20 protein-coding genes are annotated in these 17,693 nt (G+C 41.5%); 8 read left to right on the top strand and 12 right to left on the bottom strand.

The annotated features are described in order from the left end of the window. The first annotated feature begins 12 nt into the window (after nt 1-12). Nucleotides 13-2,511, top strand: coding sequence for an HAD-IC family P-type ATPase (locus QXI54_05240; GenBank protein ID MEM0302555.1), 2,499 nt, complete (start codon nt 13-15; stop codon nt 2,509-2,511). Here the strand turns inward: QXI54_05240 and QXI54_05235 are convergent. From QXI54_05235 to QXI54_05225, 3 genes are read right to left on the bottom strand one after another with little or no spacing between them, the layout of a single operon-like run. After that, entirely contained in the window at nt 2,501-3,283 is a 783-nt protein-coding gene (locus tag QXI54_05235) for a sugar phosphate isomerase/epimerase (GenBank protein MEM0302554.1), read from the bottom strand. The genes QXI54_05240 and QXI54_05235 overlap by 11 nt on opposite strands. Next, nucleotides 3,280-5,115, bottom strand: a complete 1,836-nt coding sequence (locus tag QXI54_05230; protein ID MEM0302553.1) for a DUF460 domain-containing protein — start codon at nt 5,113-5,115, stop codon at nt 3,280-3,282. The genes QXI54_05235 and QXI54_05230 overlap by 4 nt, the downstream gene beginning before the upstream one ends. Further along, a complete protein-coding gene (locus QXI54_05225) occupies nt 5,099-5,953 on the bottom strand; it encodes an RIO1 family regulatory kinase/ATPase (protein ID MEM0302552.1) in 855 nt (284 codons plus the stop codon). Before QXI54_05225 ends, QXI54_05230 begins: the two co-directional genes overlap by 17 nt. Before the next feature lie 70 nt (nt 5,954-6,023). On the opposite strand from QXI54_05225, the gene pyrF reads away from it, so the two are divergent. From pyrF to QXI54_05210, 3 genes are read left to right on the top strand one after another with little or no spacing between them, the layout of a single operon-like run. Continuing rightward, a complete protein-coding gene (pyrF, locus tag QXI54_05220; GenBank protein ID MEM0302551.1) occupies nt 6,024-6,662 on the top strand; it encodes an orotidine-5'-phosphate decarboxylase in 639 nt (212 codons plus the stop codon). Then, a complete protein-coding gene (locus QXI54_05215; GenBank protein MEM0302550.1) occupies nt 6,640-7,254 on the top strand; it encodes an HAD family hydrolase in 615 nt (204 codons plus the stop codon). The genes pyrF and QXI54_05215 overlap by 23 nt, the downstream gene beginning before the upstream one ends. Further along, the gene (locus QXI54_05210; protein MEM0302549.1) at nt 7,226-7,972 is read left to right on the top strand and encodes a 4-phosphopantoate--beta-alanine ligase; all 747 of its coding nucleotides are present in this window, start codon (nt 7,226-7,228) and stop codon (nt 7,970-7,972) included. Before QXI54_05215 ends, QXI54_05210 begins: the two co-directional genes overlap by 29 nt. Here QXI54_05210 and QXI54_05205 read toward each other — a convergent pair. Then, entirely contained in the window at nt 7,964-8,539 is a 576-nt protein-coding gene (locus QXI54_05205) for a Kae1-associated kinase Bud32 (protein ID MEM0302548.1), read from the bottom strand. The genes QXI54_05210 and QXI54_05205 overlap by 9 nt on opposite strands. 46 nt (nt 8,540-8,585) lie before the next feature. Here QXI54_05205 and speE point away from each other — a divergent pair, with 46 nt between their 5' ends. After that, a complete protein-coding gene (gene speE / locus QXI54_05200; protein ID MEM0302547.1) occupies nt 8,586-9,395 on the top strand; it encodes a spermidine synthase in 810 nt (269 codons plus the stop codon). Beyond that, nucleotides 9,385-10,494, top strand: coding sequence for an aconitase X catalytic domain-containing protein (locus QXI54_05195; GenBank protein MEM0302546.1), 1,110 nt, complete (start codon nt 9,385-9,387; stop codon nt 10,492-10,494). Before speE ends, QXI54_05195 begins: the two co-directional genes overlap by 11 nt. Here the strand turns inward: QXI54_05195 and QXI54_05190 are convergent, their stop codons facing one another. Genes QXI54_05190 through QXI54_05180 form a run of 3 tightly spaced genes read right to left on the bottom strand, consistent with a single transcriptional unit; the run spans nt 10,495 to nt 13,275 of the window. After that, nucleotides 10,495-11,352, bottom strand: a complete 858-nt coding sequence (locus QXI54_05190) for a hypothetical protein (GenBank protein MEM0302545.1) — start codon at nt 11,350-11,352, stop codon at nt 10,495-10,497. 37 nt (nt 11,353-11,389) lie between these two features. Further along, complete coding sequence (locus tag QXI54_05185; GenBank protein ID MEM0302544.1) at nt 11,390-12,379, bottom strand: fumarylacetoacetate hydrolase family protein; 990 nt, start codon at nt 12,377-12,379, stop codon at nt 11,390-11,392. A 2-nt stretch (nt 12,380-12,381) separates the two neighbouring features. Then, a complete protein-coding gene (locus tag QXI54_05180) occupies nt 12,382-13,275 on the bottom strand; it encodes an MBL fold metallo-hydrolase (GenBank protein MEM0302543.1) in 894 nt (297 codons plus the stop codon). 92 nt (nt 13,276-13,367) lie between these two features. Between QXI54_05180 and QXI54_05175 the strand changes: the two genes are divergently transcribed. Then, nucleotides 13,368-13,790, top strand: coding sequence for a hypothetical protein (locus QXI54_05175; GenBank protein ID MEM0302542.1), 423 nt, complete (start codon nt 13,368-13,370; stop codon nt 13,788-13,790). 281 nt (nt 13,791-14,071) lie between these two features. Beyond that, nucleotides 14,072-14,794: a potassium channel family protein gene (locus QXI54_05170; GenBank protein ID MEM0302541.1), complete on the top strand. Its 723-nt coding sequence runs from the start codon at nt 14,072-14,074 to the stop codon at nt 14,792-14,794. 4 nt (nt 14,795-14,798) lie between these two features. On the opposite strand, the gene QXI54_05165 is transcribed toward QXI54_05170, so the two are convergent. From QXI54_05165 to QXI54_05145, 5 genes are all read right to left on the bottom strand, one after another. Next, nucleotides 14,799-15,383: a DUF655 domain-containing protein gene (locus tag QXI54_05165; protein ID MEM0302540.1), complete on the bottom strand. Its 585-nt coding sequence runs from the start codon at nt 15,381-15,383 to the stop codon at nt 14,799-14,801. A gap of 53 nt (nt 15,384-15,436) precedes the next feature. Next, nucleotides 15,437-15,781 carry an RNA polymerase Rpb4 family protein gene (locus tag QXI54_05160; protein ID MEM0302539.1) on the bottom strand — a complete coding sequence of 115 codons (345 nt, stop codon included), beginning with the start codon at nt 15,779-15,781 and terminating at the stop codon, nt 15,437-15,439. A gap of 12 nt (nt 15,782-15,793) precedes the next feature. After that, complete coding sequence (locus tag QXI54_05155) at nt 15,794-16,081, bottom strand: 50S ribosomal protein L21e (protein ID MEM0302538.1); 288 nt, start codon at nt 16,079-16,081, stop codon at nt 15,794-15,796. Nucleotides 16,082-16,177: 96 nt separating this feature from the next. Beyond that, complete coding sequence (locus tag QXI54_05150) at nt 16,178-17,218, bottom strand: sn-glycerol-1-phosphate dehydrogenase (protein ID MEM0302537.1); 1,041 nt, start codon at nt 17,216-17,218, stop codon at nt 16,178-16,180. Beyond that, on the bottom strand, nt 17,218-17,601 hold the full coding sequence (locus QXI54_05145; GenBank protein ID MEM0302536.1) for a thioredoxin family protein: 384 nt from the start codon (nt 17,599-17,601) through the stop codon (nt 17,218-17,220). Before QXI54_05145 ends, QXI54_05150 begins: the two co-directional genes overlap by 1 nt. Between the last annotated feature and the right edge of the window lie 92 nt (nt 17,602-17,693).

Genomic DNA, 17,693 nt, shown 5'->3' with positions numbered 1-17,693 from the left:
TAAAACCCAGTATTGGGATTTAAGATGAACTTCTGGGCTTTAGAGGTTGAAGACGTCATTAAAAGGCTGGAAACCAGTTTAAACGGTTTAAGTCAAGCTGAGAGGGAAAAAAGGCTCAGAATTTACGGTTTAAACGAAATAAAGGTTAAGGAAAAGAAGCCATTTGAAGTTTTCATCAAGCAGTTCCGAAATCCGCTTGTGCTCGTTCTAATAGTTTCGATGTTTCTTCTCAGCTATTTGGAGCACCATCTTGAAGCTTTCATAGTCTTTGCAATTGTCATCCTTGGAGCAATCGTCGGGTTCCTTCAGGAATGGAAAGCGGAGAGTATAATGAAAGAGCTTAAGAAGTTCCTGATTCCAAAGGCTCTCGTTGTTTCTGAAGGAAAAATAACCGAAATTGAGTCAAATTTAATCGTTCCGGGCGATGTAATAATAGTTGAAGCGGGAATGAAGGTTCCCGCAGATGCAAGAATTGTTGAAAGCAGAGAACTCAGCGTTGACGAGTCAATGCTAACAGGGGAGTCTTTTCCAGTTGAGAAGAACAACAAAAAGGTTTCTGAAGACGCGATTGTGCCTGAAAGAACCTGCATGCTCTACGCTGGCACCGTTGTGACTTCTGGCTGGGGAAAGGCGGTTGTTGTTGCAACGGGCGAGAGAACAGAGATGGGTAAAATTGGCAAAGGACTTGAAGAAAGCGTCGAGACACCGCTGCTTGCAAAAATGCGTGTATTTGCGAAACAGCTCACAATCGGAATCATTTTGGTCTCGGTTGCAATATTCTTGCTCGGGCTTTACAGAGGCTACGAGAGCACGTATGCATTTCTTTCCGCAATAAGCTTTGCGGTCGCTGTGATTCCTGAGATACTTCCCGCAACTATAACGTTGGCTCTTGCCTTTGGCGTGAGAGAGATGGCTAAAAGAAAAGCTCTGGTTAAATCTCTGCCCGCAGTAGAAACATTGGGCAGTGTCACAGTAATTTGCTCGGATAAAACTGGAACTTTGACTCAAAACAAGCTTAAAGTCGTCAAGCTGGTCACTCCAGAAGGCGAATACGAAATTCAAGATGACGGATTCTACAAAAATGGTGAAAAGGTTCTTGGAGAGGACATAAGAAAATTAGTTCTTGCGGGATACATATGCAACAGAGCAGTCTGCGAAGGCGGGAACTGCAGAGGGGATCCGCTTGAAATAGCACTGCTCGAGCTTGCTTTAAAGTCTGGAATCACAGAAGACTACGAAATACTCGACGAGATTCCATTCGACTCGAAGAGAAAGTTCATGGCGGTTTCAGCAAAGACAAAGGACGGGATATATGTTATTGTTAAGGGAGCTCCCGAAGTCGTAGAGGGCATGGTTCAAAGCAAAATTCCAGAGACGTGCACTCAGAACGGGATGAGAACGTTAGCTTTTGCATTCAAGAAGGTTGAAGAATTCAATGGTTTCGAGCTCAAAAATCTTGAATTTCTCGGCTATCAGTGTTTGATCGACCCGCTAAGAGAAGAAAGCAAGGAGGCTGTTGAAAAATGCAAATCCGCTGGAATAAGGGTTCTAATGATCACTGGCGATCATCCAACAACCGCATTGAAGATCGCAAGAGACGCTGGCATCGAAGGAGAGGTTATTACTGGCAAAGAGCTTGAAAAAATTGACTTGCGTGAAGCGGTTGCGAAATACAGCATTTTTGCAAGAACAACACCTGATCAAAAGCTTGAAATTGTTAAGGCTTTACAAGAAAACAAGGAAGTTGTTGCGGTAACTGGCGATGGCGTCAATGATGCTCCCGCACTGAAAAGAGCTGAAATTGGTGTAGCAATGGGAAGTGGTAGCGATATAGCTAAGGAAGCAGGTGACATGGTTTTACTTGATGACAGCTTTTCCACGATCGTTAAGGCAATAGAAGAAGGTAGAAACGTTTTCCGAAAGATTCAGAGGATCATTTCTTGGATGCTTCCGACAAATGGAGGCCAAGGACTGATCGTGCTCGTTGCCTTTGCCCTCGGAATTTCAATGCCAATGCTACCGCTCCACATACTCTGGATCAACACCGTCACTTCTGGACTGCTTGGAATGATGCTCGTCTTTGAGCCAATGGAGAGAGGATTGCTTAAGCTAAAGCCCACGAGGGGAGAGCTGATAAACAATCGCATCATATTCAGGATCTTTTACATCTCCATACTAAGCGTTCTGCTTGCTTACGTCCTTTACTTCGACACGGGGAAGATGTCTTCTGCGGTGAATGCAATAATTGCAGTCGGGATCTGGTATCTGCTTACTCCTCATGTCGAGAAAAGCTTCTTTGAAGTTGGACTGAGAAACAAATTTGCAATCCTCGGGATCTTTTTAACGCTTGCAATTCAGCTTTACGTTACAAACTTCAGCACTGCACTTCTACTTGAGCCGATGAGCCTTGAAGAATGGATCAAGACTTTGGGTTTGACTTCTTCAGTCTTCTTCATAGTGGAACTTGAGAAATTAATATTTAGGCTCTTCAGAAAAGAAGCTATTTCTTGAAAAATTTTCTTACGAAATTCGCTTCTTCTCTTAGGATCTCAACCTTTTTTCCAAAATCCAAGCTCCCAATACCAAGATCGTCAAGCTCAACCGTTATAAAGCCATCATAGCCAAGCTCGGATAGATCCTTGAGTATTTTTGCAACTCTTTCGCTCTTGCTTGCCTGCACGTGTCTTCGCTTCTCATCTGAGTTGCTAACATGAACATTGCGAACTCTATTTATAAGGCTGTAAAAGTCTTCTGCATTCTCCAATGAGTGTTTTATGTCAAAGGTGATCGAGAGATCGTAAAAATCTGCAAACTTCTTAATTTCTTCCGGTTTCTTGCATAGGTTGTTTATACTTTGCTCAGAATTTTCCAAACACAGATTTACGCCCTTAAGCCTTGCAAATTTCGAAGAAACTCGTAAATATTTATGCAGGGAGTTGTAGTCTGCCCAGACTGGCTCTCTGTAGGCACTTCTTTTGCCTGCATGAATTGTAACGAGCTCAGCTTTTGTTTTCGAAGCCAAGGAGATCGTGTATAAAGTCTCTTTAAGTGTAAGCTCGCAAAGATCGTTGTTAACCGAAACTGGATTTAGATCGAGAACTGGAGCATGAAATTCCAATTTCATGCCTGAAAAGCAATCAAGCTTCTCTAAAGATCGATCGACCCAGAAATAAGGCGTTTCAACCCAAAACTCAATTCCCTCATAGCCAGCAACCTCGCATGCCTTAGCGATCATGTCCGTGGAATACTCATAAAGGAACATTGATGAGAACAAAAGATTCATAACCTTCGCATTCTTCTGTATTCTTCAAATAGCTTTTCTATATTTTCTATTTTTCTCTTTCTGAGCTCTTCAAACTTTCTTCGATAAACTTCCTCAAATTTGGGACTTACGAAGGCGAAGCCTTCTCCTCCAATGATTTCAACCTCCTCAGCCCTGATTCTTGGAATGTTGTAAGAATCAAAGACTTCCTGAGCTAGATGCGACATCTCTCCGATCGTTACTATCGCCTTAATTTTCTTTTCACACAGCATTTCTGCAACGCTCTTACTTCCTCCACTCGAGTCGAGAATTAAGACTACATCACCCTCTCCGATATCTTTACTCTGCTCTATTTCGTCTTTTGTAAACTTTTTAAGCACCTTTATTTCTTTCCAGCCCATGAATTCTCCAAACTTTATTTTTTTGAGCAATTCGATCTGATCTTTTAGTTTCGAGATTTCTGAATCCTTCTCCTTTATTTCAGCCAAAAGCTCAGAAATCCTAAACTCAAGGTTCCTTATGTATGTTTCTTTCCTTATCTTCTCCTTCTCTTCACTCGAAAAACTCGCTATCCTCGCTCTTAGTCTTTCTATCTCTTCTTTTAATTCTGAAAGCTGCTTCCTCAAAATCTCGTTCTCTTCAAGTAGCTCTTTTATCTTTTTATCCCTTCTGTCTATCTCAGAAATTAAATCTAAATCAATAGACTCCTTTTTTTCAATTTTTTCGACTTTTCTTTCCTCAAAAAGACTTTTTAGTGGCGTTCCTTTGATTATTTCCGCTTTTATTTTTTCTGTGTCGATCCCCGCAGGAACTCGTCTCTCAATGTTTCTGAACTTGCTTCGATAAAAGTTCAGAGCATCTATTGCTGCTGCGAGGGCATCGCGTTCGTGATCGTTTAAAACTTTATAATTAGATGTCAGTTCTCTTTTCTTTTCAACATTCAGATCCTCCCTTGGAGTGTAAAGCACAGCATTGAAAGAAGCCCTGATCTTAGAAACAAAGTCTGGCGGATTTTTTTTGTCAGTTGCAATTATAACTGGCTTTCCATGCTCGGTTATGAATTGCACGACATCTGAGGTGTTCCACTCTTTCTTGCTTCTGATCGAGATCAGATTTCCAGCCAAGTCCATAATCGCAACCGCAGTTGTTGTTCCAGGATCTATGCCTGCTATCAAATATCTTTTGGATCTTGAAAGAGGTATCAGTTCAATTCTCTCCTTTTCCACAGAGCTAACTTTTACCTGAACATCCTTCGTCTTAAAAGAACTAACTGGCACATCTCTTCTCGGAGCATTAATCAGTATTTCCCCTCTTGAAATGCCTCCAAATCTCTCCCTAACATTTTCAGTATATTCAAAGCCAAGCTCATCCAAAATCGACTTTATCTCTCTATAGATACTCCTCACCGCATCATGCACTTTCCTCCCATATCTCTTTTGCCTCCATCCTCCCTTTCCCAGGCTTCTGTTCCTCGAAACCACGATCTGGGTTTTGTCGGTGAAGACCGATACCTCATATCCAATTTCAAAGCTTGCAAGATATGCACAGGTTCTTGCCTCATCGAATGGATCTCTTGGGTTCATTTTTATGCCAAATCTTCGCGCGAGGACTGGTAGAGATGCGTCCACAGCAACCTGCACAAGCCTTGTGTTTGTATTCTTCAAAAACTCTATAATTTCCTCTTTTGATTTGAAAATCTCGCTAATGCTGTCAATTGCAACTATTTCTGGCTTCATTTCTTTTATTGTTCTGAAAAGCTTATTTTTAGAGATAACTCTCCTGATTTCCTCTTCTCCATTCAGAGCTACAAAGGCAAATTTTCTGTGTCCGAGGACATCAATTCCCACGATCACTGATTATTTTCTCGATCACAGAATTCATATCTCTTTCTATCCGATAGGTTCTGCTAAAATACTTCAGCAAATTCTCGAGATCTCTCAAAAGAATCTCCTTCCAGTTGTCTTCTCCAACCTCCAAGCTCTGTGGAAAGTCTATTATCCAGAAACCGCTTTGGTTAACAAGAACGTTGAAGGGGCTAAGATCTCCATGAACAACACCTCTGCGGTAAAACTTGGCCACCTCCTCGAGTATAGAGTCAAGAAGTTCTTCAGGATTATCAACCTTTACCTTATACAGCTCTTTTGCATCTATCAACTGCATGAGCACCGCATTTCCCTCCCAAGCGTAGGCTTCTGGCACAGCTAATCCCCGAAGCTTCCTCAAAGCACTGAATTCCCTTTTTGCAGATCTGATCGAGAGAACGAGGAAGTTCAGGTTACCATAATCTCTTTTCTCAACTACTTTCTTGAAACTCTGATAACCGAGCTTGTGAAACTTTATAACCGCCTCCCCCTGCTTTGAAATGCAGTTGTAAACCAAGCTTTCTTTCCCTTCACCCACCTTTTTGCCTATCGCCTTCACCTGTCCGCTCTCCGCAAGTAAATGCAGTGAGTAAAGGCTTAGCCCTGAAAAGGTCAGAGTTGCCCCCTCGTATTCTGTGAATTTGTTTAAAACAATGCCATCATCTCCCAATGCTTTTAAAATTCTCCTTGTCTTTTCCTCCTTTATCTTTGCTGAATCGCTTATGACATTAAGAGGAACATACTTATAATTCCAGAGATTTCTGAAAATTGCCCCCAGAATCCTCCACGAATTTTTTCCGATCTTTGAGTAAAGTGAAGAAAGATCCATAAGCTATGCTCTCCATGAAGTTAAAAATTATTTTGGAAACATTTAATTTTCGCCTCGCAAAGCTAATTCTGTGAAAGAACTTATTCTCGCTTTAGACGTGGAAGAGAGAAGAATTGCTTTGAAAATCGCAGAAGAACTCTGCGATCTTGTTGATCGGTTCAAAGTCAATTACCCGTTAGTTCTCTCATCAGGAATTAGGATAATTTCTGAGCTTTCGGAAATCAAGCCCGTAATCGCGGACTTAAAGATTGCAGATGTTCCACATATAAGTGCTAAGATTGCTGAAATAGCATTTCGAAACGATGCCAAAGCTGTAATAGCTCATGGATTTGCTGGAAGTGATTCTTTGAAGGCTATGCTAAGCGTTGCAAAGCGCTTTGGCGGAGAACTCTACATTGTAACCGAGCTGAGCAGTCCTGGAGGCGAAGAATTCATGAGCAAATTTTCGCTCGAAATTGTAAAAAAAGCAAAAGAAATTGGTTGTCAAGGCTTAATAGCTCCCGCAACAAGGATTGAGAGGCTCAAAGAAATTAAAGAGGTTGCGGGCGAAATGAAGATCCTCTGTCCAGGTATTGGAGCACAGGGCGGAAGTCTCGAAGCTCTTAGATTTGCGGACGGAATCATAGTTGGCAGGAGCATTTACGAGGCTGAAAATCCGAGAAAAGAAGCAAAGAAGCTTAGAGAGTATGTTCAGGCTTATAGCGTTTGATCTCGATGGGACTCTTGTTGAGTTCAACATTCCATTTGAGGAGATAAGAGCGGTGCTGGGCATCGGAGACAGGTTTGTCCTTGAAAGCATACTTTCAGAGAAAGATGAGAGCAGAAAGAGAGAGATGCTAAGAGTTCTTGAAAAATACGAACTTGAGAGTGCCAAAAATGCCAGACTTGCTTTTTATGCAAAAGAACTCCTTCAATTCCTCAGAGAAAAGAGAATCCCGCATGGCATAATCACAAGGAACAGCAAAAAGAGTGTTGAAATGATTTCAAAGAAATTTGGACTGGAATTTGATTTTGTGGTTACAAGAGAAGACGCAAATCCAAAACCGTCGCCAGAGCCTATAAATCTTGTCCTCAGAAGATTTGCTGTTCAACCCTCTTATGCTCTATTCGTTGGAGATTTTCTATTCGATCTGCTTTCGGGCAAAAACGCTGGAGTTAAGACAGCTCTGATTGTGCATGAAAGAAACAAAAATATGGTCGAAAGCTTTAAAATATATGCGGACTACATTTTTAGCTCGTTAAAAGAGCTTGCAGACTTCCTGAGGAGAGAGTATGATTCCGAGAGATCATCCGAGATATGAGTCTCTCATAACAAGGGAAAAGCTCGTCGAGGGCATGAAAGCGGGGATAACCGCAATCGAGGGGCTCATCGCCCATGGCAGAGGAGAAGCATTTGACTATATCTTGGGCGAGAAGACAAGAGATTTTGCCTTAAAAGCAGAGAAAGCTGCGACCGCAATGCTTTTGCTTGCAAAAAACCCAGTGATCAGTGTAAACGGAAACACCGCTGTTCTTGTTCCAAAAGAAATTGGAGAGCTTGCAAAACTCGTCAATGCAAAAGTAGAGGTAAATGTTTTCCATTACAGCGAAGAGAGAGTCAGGAAAATAGCGGATTACCTTTCAAAATTTGGAATTTCAGCTCTATTCGCTGGCGACGCTGTGCTTGAAGGTTTGAGCTCCTCAAGGAGAATTGTCGATAAAAGAGGCATTTACTCTGCTGACGTTGTCCTTGTGCCATTGGAAGATGGAGACAGATGCGAAATCCTGAAAAGGCATGGTAAGAAAGTAATTGCCATCGATTTAAACCCACTCTCAAGGACTTCGAGAATGGCAGACATTACCATAGTGGACAACATCACAAGAGCTATCGCCAAGATGTGCGAATTCGCAAAAGAGATGAGAAATCTGAGCAAAGAAGAGCTCGAGAAGATCGTTGCGGGCTACGATAACAAGAAAATCCTTGGCGAAGCGATTGAAGGAATAATAGAATATCTTGAAAATGCTAAAAAGCTACTGTAGTCTTCTTTCCACGTATCTTCCCCTCTCTTCGATTTCTTTAGCCCTTCTTATTACATCCTCGCTTCCAGATTCGAGATAGCCTTCAATAAAAGCATCTCTTAGTTTTTCCCAGTTCTCAAATCCTGCTTTTAGCGATTCGAAGTAAACATGAACGTCTACACCCTTGGCTTCGATTCTGCTGTCTATAAAAGCAAGTCCAAAGTCGACAAAGTAAATCTTGTCGTTGCTGAGGATCATGTTCATCGGTGTAATGTCTCCGTGGATAATGTTAGCGGAGTGTAGCTTTGCCACAAGCCTTCCAATCTCTCTGCTGATCTCTTCGTTCATGCAGTCTTTCACAGGGGTTCCGTAAATTCTTTCCATGACTATGGTGTCTTCCTCAAGATCAAGAATTATTGGTGTTGGAACTCCAATGCGTCTTGCCATCGAAATTAGCTTGGCTTCAGTTCTGGTTCGCTTAATTCTGAGCGACTCATCGATTTCTTTGAGCCTATAACGCTTTGGCTTTCTCTTTTTTACAACAACATCTTCTATTCTGACTTCCGCTTCACCACCCAGATAGATCACAAGAAGAGTGGGCAAACGTGTTATATATACCTCTCGAACTCTCCATATGGACTGGTTTGTCGAGAGATACAACGGCTCAGGGCTCATGATTGCGGTGAGGAAAAAGATTGCCAGTGCAGAAGGAATCCAGAAAGTGGAGCTCTTCGAAACTGAAAGTTTTGGAAAAATGCTCGTGATCGACGGCAAAATACAGCTCACGGAGTTTGATGAATTCCTTTATCATGAAATGCTCGTCCATGTGCCAATGAACAGCTGTAAAAAGGCAAAAAAGGTGCTCATCATCGGTGGCGGAGATGGAGGAGCACTTAGAGAGGTTTTAAAGCATCCAGTTGAAAAAGCTGTGCTTGTAGAGATAGATCGGAACGTAATAGAGCTTTGCAAAGAGCATCTAAAGATAGACAATGGAGCGTTCGAAGATCCAAGGGTTGAAGTTGTCATCGAAGACGGAAGGAAGTTTCTTGAGAACTGCGAAAGCTTTGACGTGATAATCGTTGACGGCACGGATCCAGTGGGAGTTAGCGATCCCCTATTTGGCAAGGACTTTTTCGAGCTCTGCAAAGAAAAATGCAGAGTTTTTTGCTCTCAATCTCAGTCTCCTTTAATTCAAAAGGAGTATTTTAGAAAGATGCTTTTGAATTCCTCCGTGCTTGATAATCGAAGAGTTTTCATTTCAACAATTCCGACATACCCCATGGCTCTCTGGAGTTTCATAATAGCTGGTGATCACGATTTCAGGTTTGTCAGAAGAAATTACAGGAAGATTGCGGGAAAAACGAAGCATTACAATCCTGAAGTTCACTTCTCCGCATTTATGCTCCCAGAGTGGCTGAAGAAAGAGGTGGAAAATGCTCAGTAGGGAAGAAGAGCTTCTACTTGAAAATGAAGAAACAAAGGACTGCATGAAAATCATAGCGGCATTAGCAAAAGTTTTCAATGCAGAAAAACTTGTAAAAATCTCTTCTGCACACATATCTGGAGTTAGCTACGACAACATCGGCGACGAAGGGCTTGAATGGTTGAAATCGATTAAAGGAAAAGTTGTTGTTCCAACCACACTAAATCCAGCGGGAATGGATCTGGAGCGTTGGAAAGAAATGGGAATCGGCGAGGACTTTTACAGGAAGCAAATGGAAATCATAGAGGTTTTTAAGAACCTTGGTGTTCAAATAACGCTCACTTGCTCCCCTTACTACATTCAAAAGCCAAAATTTGGTGAACATTTGGCATGGGCTGAAAGCTCCGCAGTGGTTTATGCAAACTCTGTTTTTGGAGCAAGAACAAACAGAGAAAGTGGCATAAGTGCTCTCGCCTCAGCGATCACTGGCAGAACACCCTATTACGGACTGCACATCAAGGAAAACAGGGCTCCGACGGTTGTTGTAAAGGCTAAAGGTGATCTGTCCTTGGTTGGCTACAAAGCTGGTTTAGAGCTTTCTGGAGAGATTCCATACTTCATTTTTGAGCGAAAACCATCGATGGACGAATTGAAGTTATTATCAGCTTCGATAGCTGCGAGTGGAAATGTTGCTATGTTTCATGCTGAAGGCATTACCCCCGAATGCAAGGATTTTGAGAAGCCAAAGGAAGTAGTTGAGATTGACGGTAAAATTGAAAAAGGCTGTGAAGCGGAGCTTGTGGCAATTGGATGTCCTCACTGCTCAAAAGAAGAACTCAAAGAGATTCTGAAACTGATTGCCGGAAGAAAAGTGAAAAAAGAGCTCTGGATATTCACCTCACGAAAGGTGGCTGAGGAGAGCAAAGAAGTCGTTGAAAAGCTTGAAAAACTCGGAGCAAAGGTTTTCAGAGACACATGCATGGTTGTCTCGCCCGCCACGGAGAAATTTAATTGCGTAATGGTAAACTCAGGAAAAGCTCTGGAGTATTTGCCAAAAAAGAGAAAACTTGAAGTCTCCTTTGGAGATCTAAAAGCTTGCGTTGAGAATGCGGTTCGCTGATCACTTGTATTTCTGATAAAGCTCCTTTCTTCTTGCTTCCAAAAGTTCTTCTGGTTTTCCAAGAAACTGTGAAGCGGACTGAATTTTGGTTCCAAATTGCTCAGCGTAGCTAAAAAGCTCCGAAAGGTTCTCTCTCCATTTTAAGTCTCTTAGCAAATGGTGGTCAAGAACGACGGTTTTTGAGACTTCAATGATCTTCTTTATGTTTCCAACCGCCTTCTCAAGGGATTCTCGGGAAAAGCGGTAGCCAAGCATATAAGTCATGGGACCGTCAATGAACACGACTTCGGGCTTCTTTTCAAGAATAAAGGCGGTTTGATCCTCATGGATTGGTCCCTCAACGTCTGAAGAAAACAAAAAGCTTTCTTTGCCATCTGAAATAAAAACTTCGACCACAAAGCCAAGTTTTTGATTTGCACCATGAAAAACTGGCTTTGAGAACTCAACAACCGTATTTCCGAATTCATAGCTTTTTCCATCGCAGAAGTCGATTTCAGCTTTAATTTGTTTCAGCCCTTCAAGAAAATAACCCGCTCTCCCAATCTGGCTTCTGTTGATCTTTTCCTTTGGATGCTTTAAAAAAATCTTTTTTTCATTCAGGATCTCAACTTCTTCGGGGTTGTGGTGGTCGTAATGGTAGTGCGTTATCGCAACCACATCGCTTTTCTCTACAAAGCTCTTGATTTCCTGCCATTTCTGGTTCATCCGCTCGATCTCAAGCCTGTGCGGTGGCAAGCCATATCTTGAAGGTGCTAAACTGACACTCGGATCGATCACTATTGCTAAATCTTTTGTTTTAACAAATGTAGCCATGCTTCTGACTCCCATCGAGTCGTAGGCGATTGGAATTACTTCCATGATTAAAATTTGTGGCAGTTTTTATAAGCTTCCATGTTCAGGCTATCTTTACAACCCTGTTTCTCAGAACTCCGATCTTTTCAATCTCAAGTTCAACCACGTCGCCAGGATTCAGAAATCTGCCGATGTGCAGTCCACATCCGTGTCCGGGGGTTCCTGAAAGCAATATCATTCCAGGATAAATCGTTTGCTCCCGAGAAAAATGCTCAATCAGATCTGGGATCTTCCAATACATGTCCTTTGTGCTCGCTTCCGACCAGATTTCTCCATTAACCCGAGCCTGCATTTTCAGATTGTGCGGATCATTGATTTCGTCTTTTGTGACAATCCAAGGACCCATAGGTGTTGCGGAGTCGAAATCCTTGCTCTTCAAAGGTCCTAAAGGCATAGCTCTGAGTTCGATGTATTCAACGTCTCTTGCACTGACATCGTTTACAATTGTATAGCCGAAAACAAAATCGTATGCTTTCTCCTTGGGTATATTTTTGCCCTTCTTTCCAATCACCACAGCAAACTCAAGCTCGTAGTCAAGGAGTTGGGTATAGCTTGGATAAACGATTGGCTCTTCGGGACCTATGACTGAGTAGGGATTCATCTTGTAGCCAACAGGCATCACATACCATTCCGCTGGCACATTCTGACCCATTTTCTCAAAAGACATCTTTACGTGCTCTTCGAAGGTTGAAAAGTCAATCATGAGTCTTGGAATCGGAATTGGAGCTCTCAATTTTACATCATTAAGATCATAAATAACTTTATCGCCATTTAGTGATTCCAATGTCTTACCACTATCGATTTTTTCGCAAACGAAGTCATAAACGTTCTTTGCAATTTTCATTGACTGATCCTCGCGATCGAGAAAATCGACCATATTTGATGGTATTGTAGCGTATGCTTGCTTTAGTGGTGTGCTTTCTTTTTCAATTTCCTTCAAATAGCTTGCATAAGCTAATCTCAAGTCAACAACCTTGCCACCAACGACGAAGCCAATTCTGTCTCCATTAGCCCAAAAAGTTACGAATTTCATGATTATAGGTGTTGTCCACTATTTAATTTTTTAGCCAGATCAAACATTATTCTCGTAGCTTCGAGCAAATCAAATGGCGTGCCACTTAATTCACTGTAAGCTCTTGCCAGATTTCCAGCAATTCTTTCTGCATTAGACCATTCAGCGAACTTTCCAAGTTCTACATTTTTTATGGCTTCGTTTAGATCTAATCCCTTTTCCAGACACTTCTTTGCCTCTTCCTGAACAAAGCGGTAGTAATCGATATTTACAAGAATTTCATCTCTCTCAGCGACATCTCCATGTCCGGGCACAAAAATCTCAGCATTAAGATTGTAAAGCTTTTTCAAAGCTTCGATAATTCCTGAAATGCTACCGAACATTACGAATGGTGTGCATGGTCTTGAAAAAAGTAAATCTCCGCAAAATACAATTTTCTTTTTTGGTAAATAAACACATACATCTCCAGTTGTGTGTGCGGTGCCAAAATGCAAAAGCTCCAATTCTTCGTGTTCAAGGTGTATTTTCATTCTACTGCTCAAAGTGATATCCTGCAGAGTTACTTTTGCTCCACTAAAGTCAAAATCTGGAAAAAGAGCTGAGTAAATTTCTGGAAAAGCGTTTAATGCGTCTTCTCTGCAATTCTCGTGGCATATCGTTGTTGCTCCAAAGAGATGGTTTGTCCAAATATGATCTCCATGCCAGTGGGTGTTTATAAGATATCTTATAGGCTTATTTGTCACTTCCCTTATTTTCTCAATAAAATCTTTCGCCATATTTTCGTTTGTTAGACTATCAACAACCACCGCAAACTTTTCTCCGACTATCAGCCCAGCATTGCTTACAAACCATCCCCCGTGCTGTAGAAACGCATAAACCCCATCAGAGACTTCCTTTAGTTCTGCCTTAATTTTCATAATCTTCGTGCTTCTTTCACATTAAATCTTTTAAGTTAGTTATATGGTAGCTAAAAGCATAAAATTTTTAAACTCCTTGACTTGCTAACATTATGCGTGCAAAATTGGGGGTTGTTTTGTTCTATCTGATCTTGATCGCCGTAGGGATTGGCGCAACCATATATTTCAACATCAAAGGGAGCGTTGAAGTCCTCGAGAGCAACATAACGGTATCTCCGCAAAGCTTTAGCGTTGATCTGGCTAAAGGAGTCGAATACGTAAAGAAGATTACGGTTAAGAATTTCGGCCCCGAAATCTGCGTTTACTTCGAAGACGTGGTCGAAGGGCCTTCGCCTGACAAAATCGATGTAAGCTATAAGGATGCTTATGGAAACAGCATTTACTCCACCAAGAAGCTCTGCCTGCCAGAAGGCTCAAAAGATAATCCGTCAAATACTACGGTAAATGTTCATTTAGACGTGGGCAAGAATGCGGAGACAGGAAAATACTCGGTTTATATATTTGTCAGGAGCTAATTTTAAGTTTTTTATTTTTATCCAAGAATTTAAAAACTTAAAAAGAAATTGTAAATAATTTAAATTTCAATCTTGGAAAGCAGAACTTCAAACCTGCAAGAACTGCGTAACTCACAGTTGTCGCAATCGCAGTTTGGACTTCCGAAGCAGTCGCTCAATGTTTCACCCAGTGTTTAGGATTATTGCTAATATATAAATTTTTTCAAAAATTTATGCTTTGCAATGTCTCAGCAAATTGGGACGGCATAGCAAACATTTTTATTTTCAAACGAATTTGCTTCATGAAACTCAGCGAGATCGTAGCATTGGTTCTTGTCGTTTTTTCGATTGCTATAATACTCCTGATAGAAATAAGCGAGGGGGCGATTCTTTATCTTCTTTACACTTTAGACTTTGCGATCGCCTTAGCACTTTTCTATGACTATGCAATAAGGATCAGGAATAACGGGTTGAGCTACGCTTTACTCAACAGCTACGAAATCGTTGCCTACATTCCCGCAATCGTTCTCGCTCTCTTTGTTCCACCATACTACGGTGCAATTCTCAGAGCTCTTAGAATTTTGAGATTTATAGCTCTCGGAGTAAGACTAATGCGTGAAATCCAGTCAAGATCCGCAAAGCTTCTCGGCTCTGCGTTGCTCTTGTTATTCTTAGCCATTTTCCTTGGGGCTACAAGCTTTTACTTTGCAGAAGCAGAAGAACAGAATTTGAACTTCTTCGAGTGCCTATACTGGGCGGTTATAACGATTACAACTGCTGGCTATGGCGATATTGTGCCCAAGACTGTTATTGGGAAATTGATTGCCATGATAATCGTTTTAATGGGTGTTGCAGTCGTCTCACTTTTCACAGCAAGTATAGTAAGCATTGCTTTGACTGAAAAAGAGACAGACTTACGAAAAGATCTCGAAAATCTTATCAAAAAATACGAAAAAAGAGCGTTAAAAGAGAACGAAATCGTGATCATAACAGGGCTTAAAGATTTGCTTGAAAAGCATAAATAAAATTTCAAGGCTGGACAAATATGTGATACTTAGCCGTAGGATTTTCTATTTCATAAATTATTCGGCTAACTATAAGTTTTAGGGGCTGAACTCCCTTAACTCTTTTTGCAATGTCCTCAAAACTCTTAAAGGGTTCTTTTTTTCTTTCTTCGAGGATCGCCCACATAGTTTTTTTGCCAACCCCCGGCAAGAGCTCTAACTGATGCATCTTCGTGGTTATCGGTTCTGCCTTATTAAAGAATTCAACAAATTCCGATTCTCTCTGCTTCACAATATTTTCGATCACAAACGGAAGTTCTTTCTTTGCAGAAGGTGTGAGCTCTTGGAACTGAAGCTTCCTCTTTATTCTATTCACCACATCTCTTTCGCCCTTGCCTATATAGAGGCGATCCATGACGAGCGGATTCTTGTCTTTCTTAATGCTAACTTCAAGCAAGGTAAAATATTTCTCTCCAACCACTTGAGCCAAAGGTTCACGCTTGTGAATCGGTCGTTTGTCATCTACATGTCCATAGGGGAGAAAGTCGAGAACGTAGGCATAATCCTCGAATTTTTCCGTCCTCTCCGATTTTTCCCTTAATTTCTCCATACTACCCGCCCGTTCACTAAAAATGTATCAACTAATATTAATAATTTTTCCTACTATCTGAATTTCTCAACAACTTCGAGAATCTGCTCGATTTCCTCGTTGGTTAACGTTCTCTCTTTTATGTAAATCGCCCTGACCTCATCCGCGACTTTTGGCATTATGTCGGCTATCTTTACCGCAAGTTCACGCTTGCCAACTTGTGGAAGCTTTAAAAGCTCATCTACAAGCTTTTTAGCGTTCTCGGCACTCAACTTGGAAAAGGTCCTAACATGTTTTAAGGCTCTTCTCGTCTCAAATAAAAGGTCTGCCTTTTCTTGCCTTTTCTTTGCTATTTCTTCCAAGATTTCCTTAGCTTCGGCAATCGTTATGTATTCAAAACTTTTAACTTCTTTAAACATTATTTCAGACCTCTACGCACTCTTTAGATGTTCAGGTCGAGAGATCAGCGTTTTAAGCTTACTTCCATCTTTTATCTGCACAAGAAATGCCCTGCCTCTCTTACCCACCACCACTCCGCTTCTCCCCTGATATCGTGGATGTGGCATTCCTTTTTGTGATGCTGGCTCTATGTCAATTACTACTTTTTGACCTATTTCAAAATCCTGCAAAAACTTTCTTAAGCTAATTCCCCTCTCTCTGACCTTCTTTTTCAGTTTTCTACCAGACTTGAATCTAAAACCATGAGACTTCCAGCTCATTTAAACCCCCATCAATCCAATTGCTATTTGTATTTTAACTTTTTCCTGCAAAACTAAAACACTCCCAAAAGATTTTGATCACTTGCTCTCAGCAGATCAATCAACTACTTCCGTTTCCCTTAAAGCTTTTTCAAAGTCCTCTTTAGACGGATTAAGAGCTTCAATAATCGTAAATCTTTTTCTTCTAATCTTCTTTGCATAGCTTAGGGCTTCAAGCACTTGCCCCTTGCTCAATCCGATCTCCTCAGCTTTTGTTGGTGCGCCTACCGCTTTGAGAGATTCTCTAATTAGCCCCCAGTCCCCATCATTGTATGCTTTTTCGTAAAAATACTCAAAAACGATCGTTCCAAGCCCAACCTGCTCACCATGAGTCCCAGAACCAAAGCCCAAGTAGTCTAAAGCGTGGCTGAACTTGTGCTCCGCCCCGCTTGCGGGTCTACTGCTTCCCGCAATCGCTATGGCAACTCCGCTCATAATCAATCCTCTAAGCAAAGTCTCTATGTCGTCTTCAAGTCTGAAACCTTGCTCCTTTGCCTTTTTAACCATTAAGTGTGCGGGCATGCTTGCAATTGCCACCGCAACTTCGTTGTAGCTCTCACCAGTCAGGTCTCTTGCCAATCTCCAGTCCTTCACCGCAGTGATGTTCGAGATTAGATCTCCAAAGCCAGAGTGAATTAGTCTCTTCGGACAGCTTTTTATGAGCTCAGTGTCTGCAATGACCGCTATAGGGGGCTTTGTAGATATCGAAATTGGCTTTCCGTTCTCTTTAAAGCTTGCAACTGGCGAAGCTATGCCGTCATGCGAAGCAGTGGTGGGAACGCTTACAAATTCCGCATTCAGCTCTGTAGCAACTACCTTTGCCACATCGAGCACTTTTCCACCACCTATCCCAACAACCGCATCCACATCGCCATAGCCAACTTTAAGAACTATGTCCCTCGCTTCAAGCATTGTGGCTTTTTCAACAAGGTGGATTCCAATAAAGGAAATATTCCCGACCTTTTCAGCCACCAGTTCTTTAACGATCGAATCCGTTAGCATTATTGGGTTCTCAGAATCCAACCTATCGAGAACCTTGCTCAGCTTGTTGATCGCATTTTTCTGAATGTAAACGTAAGAAGGTATTTTGACTTCCATCAGCTCACCCCAAGTCTCTTCAGCAAATTCTCACCAGAAGAAGAATAGAAGCAGTCCAAATCGTTTGGATAGCCAACGCAAAATGTCGGAAATGCTGTCACGGGCACAGGGGAGTGAGCAGGGTCTTTAATGTATACTGGCAAAAACTTGCTCGAAATTTTATCCATTACGCCTTCTTGTGAGAAAAACTCCCTGAATTTTGCGCAAGTGGGACATGTGGGGGAGCTAATAAAAATGAAGAGCATTTTTCCAGTTTCATTTGATTTTTTTACAGCATCTTCATAACTTAACCAAGCCGAATTCATGTCTTCAGCTGAATTCTGAAGGGCAAGCACAAGGATTCCAAGTCCCGCAACCAATAGAAGGAAGTAAACATATCGCACGAATCACATAATCCTCGAAAGATATAAAATTATCGTAATGCGTAAATTTTACCTATTAACCGCAAATATAGCCCTTTGAGAGCAATGGGCAA

This window comes from Archaeoglobaceae archaeon (genome assembly GCA_038734275.1).
Classification (GTDB): Archaea; Halobacteriota; Archaeoglobi; order Archaeoglobales; family Archaeoglobaceae; genus WYZ-LMO2.
The sequence above is the reverse complement of the archived record's forward strand: the minus strand, read 5'-3'. Positions and strand labels throughout refer to the sequence as shown.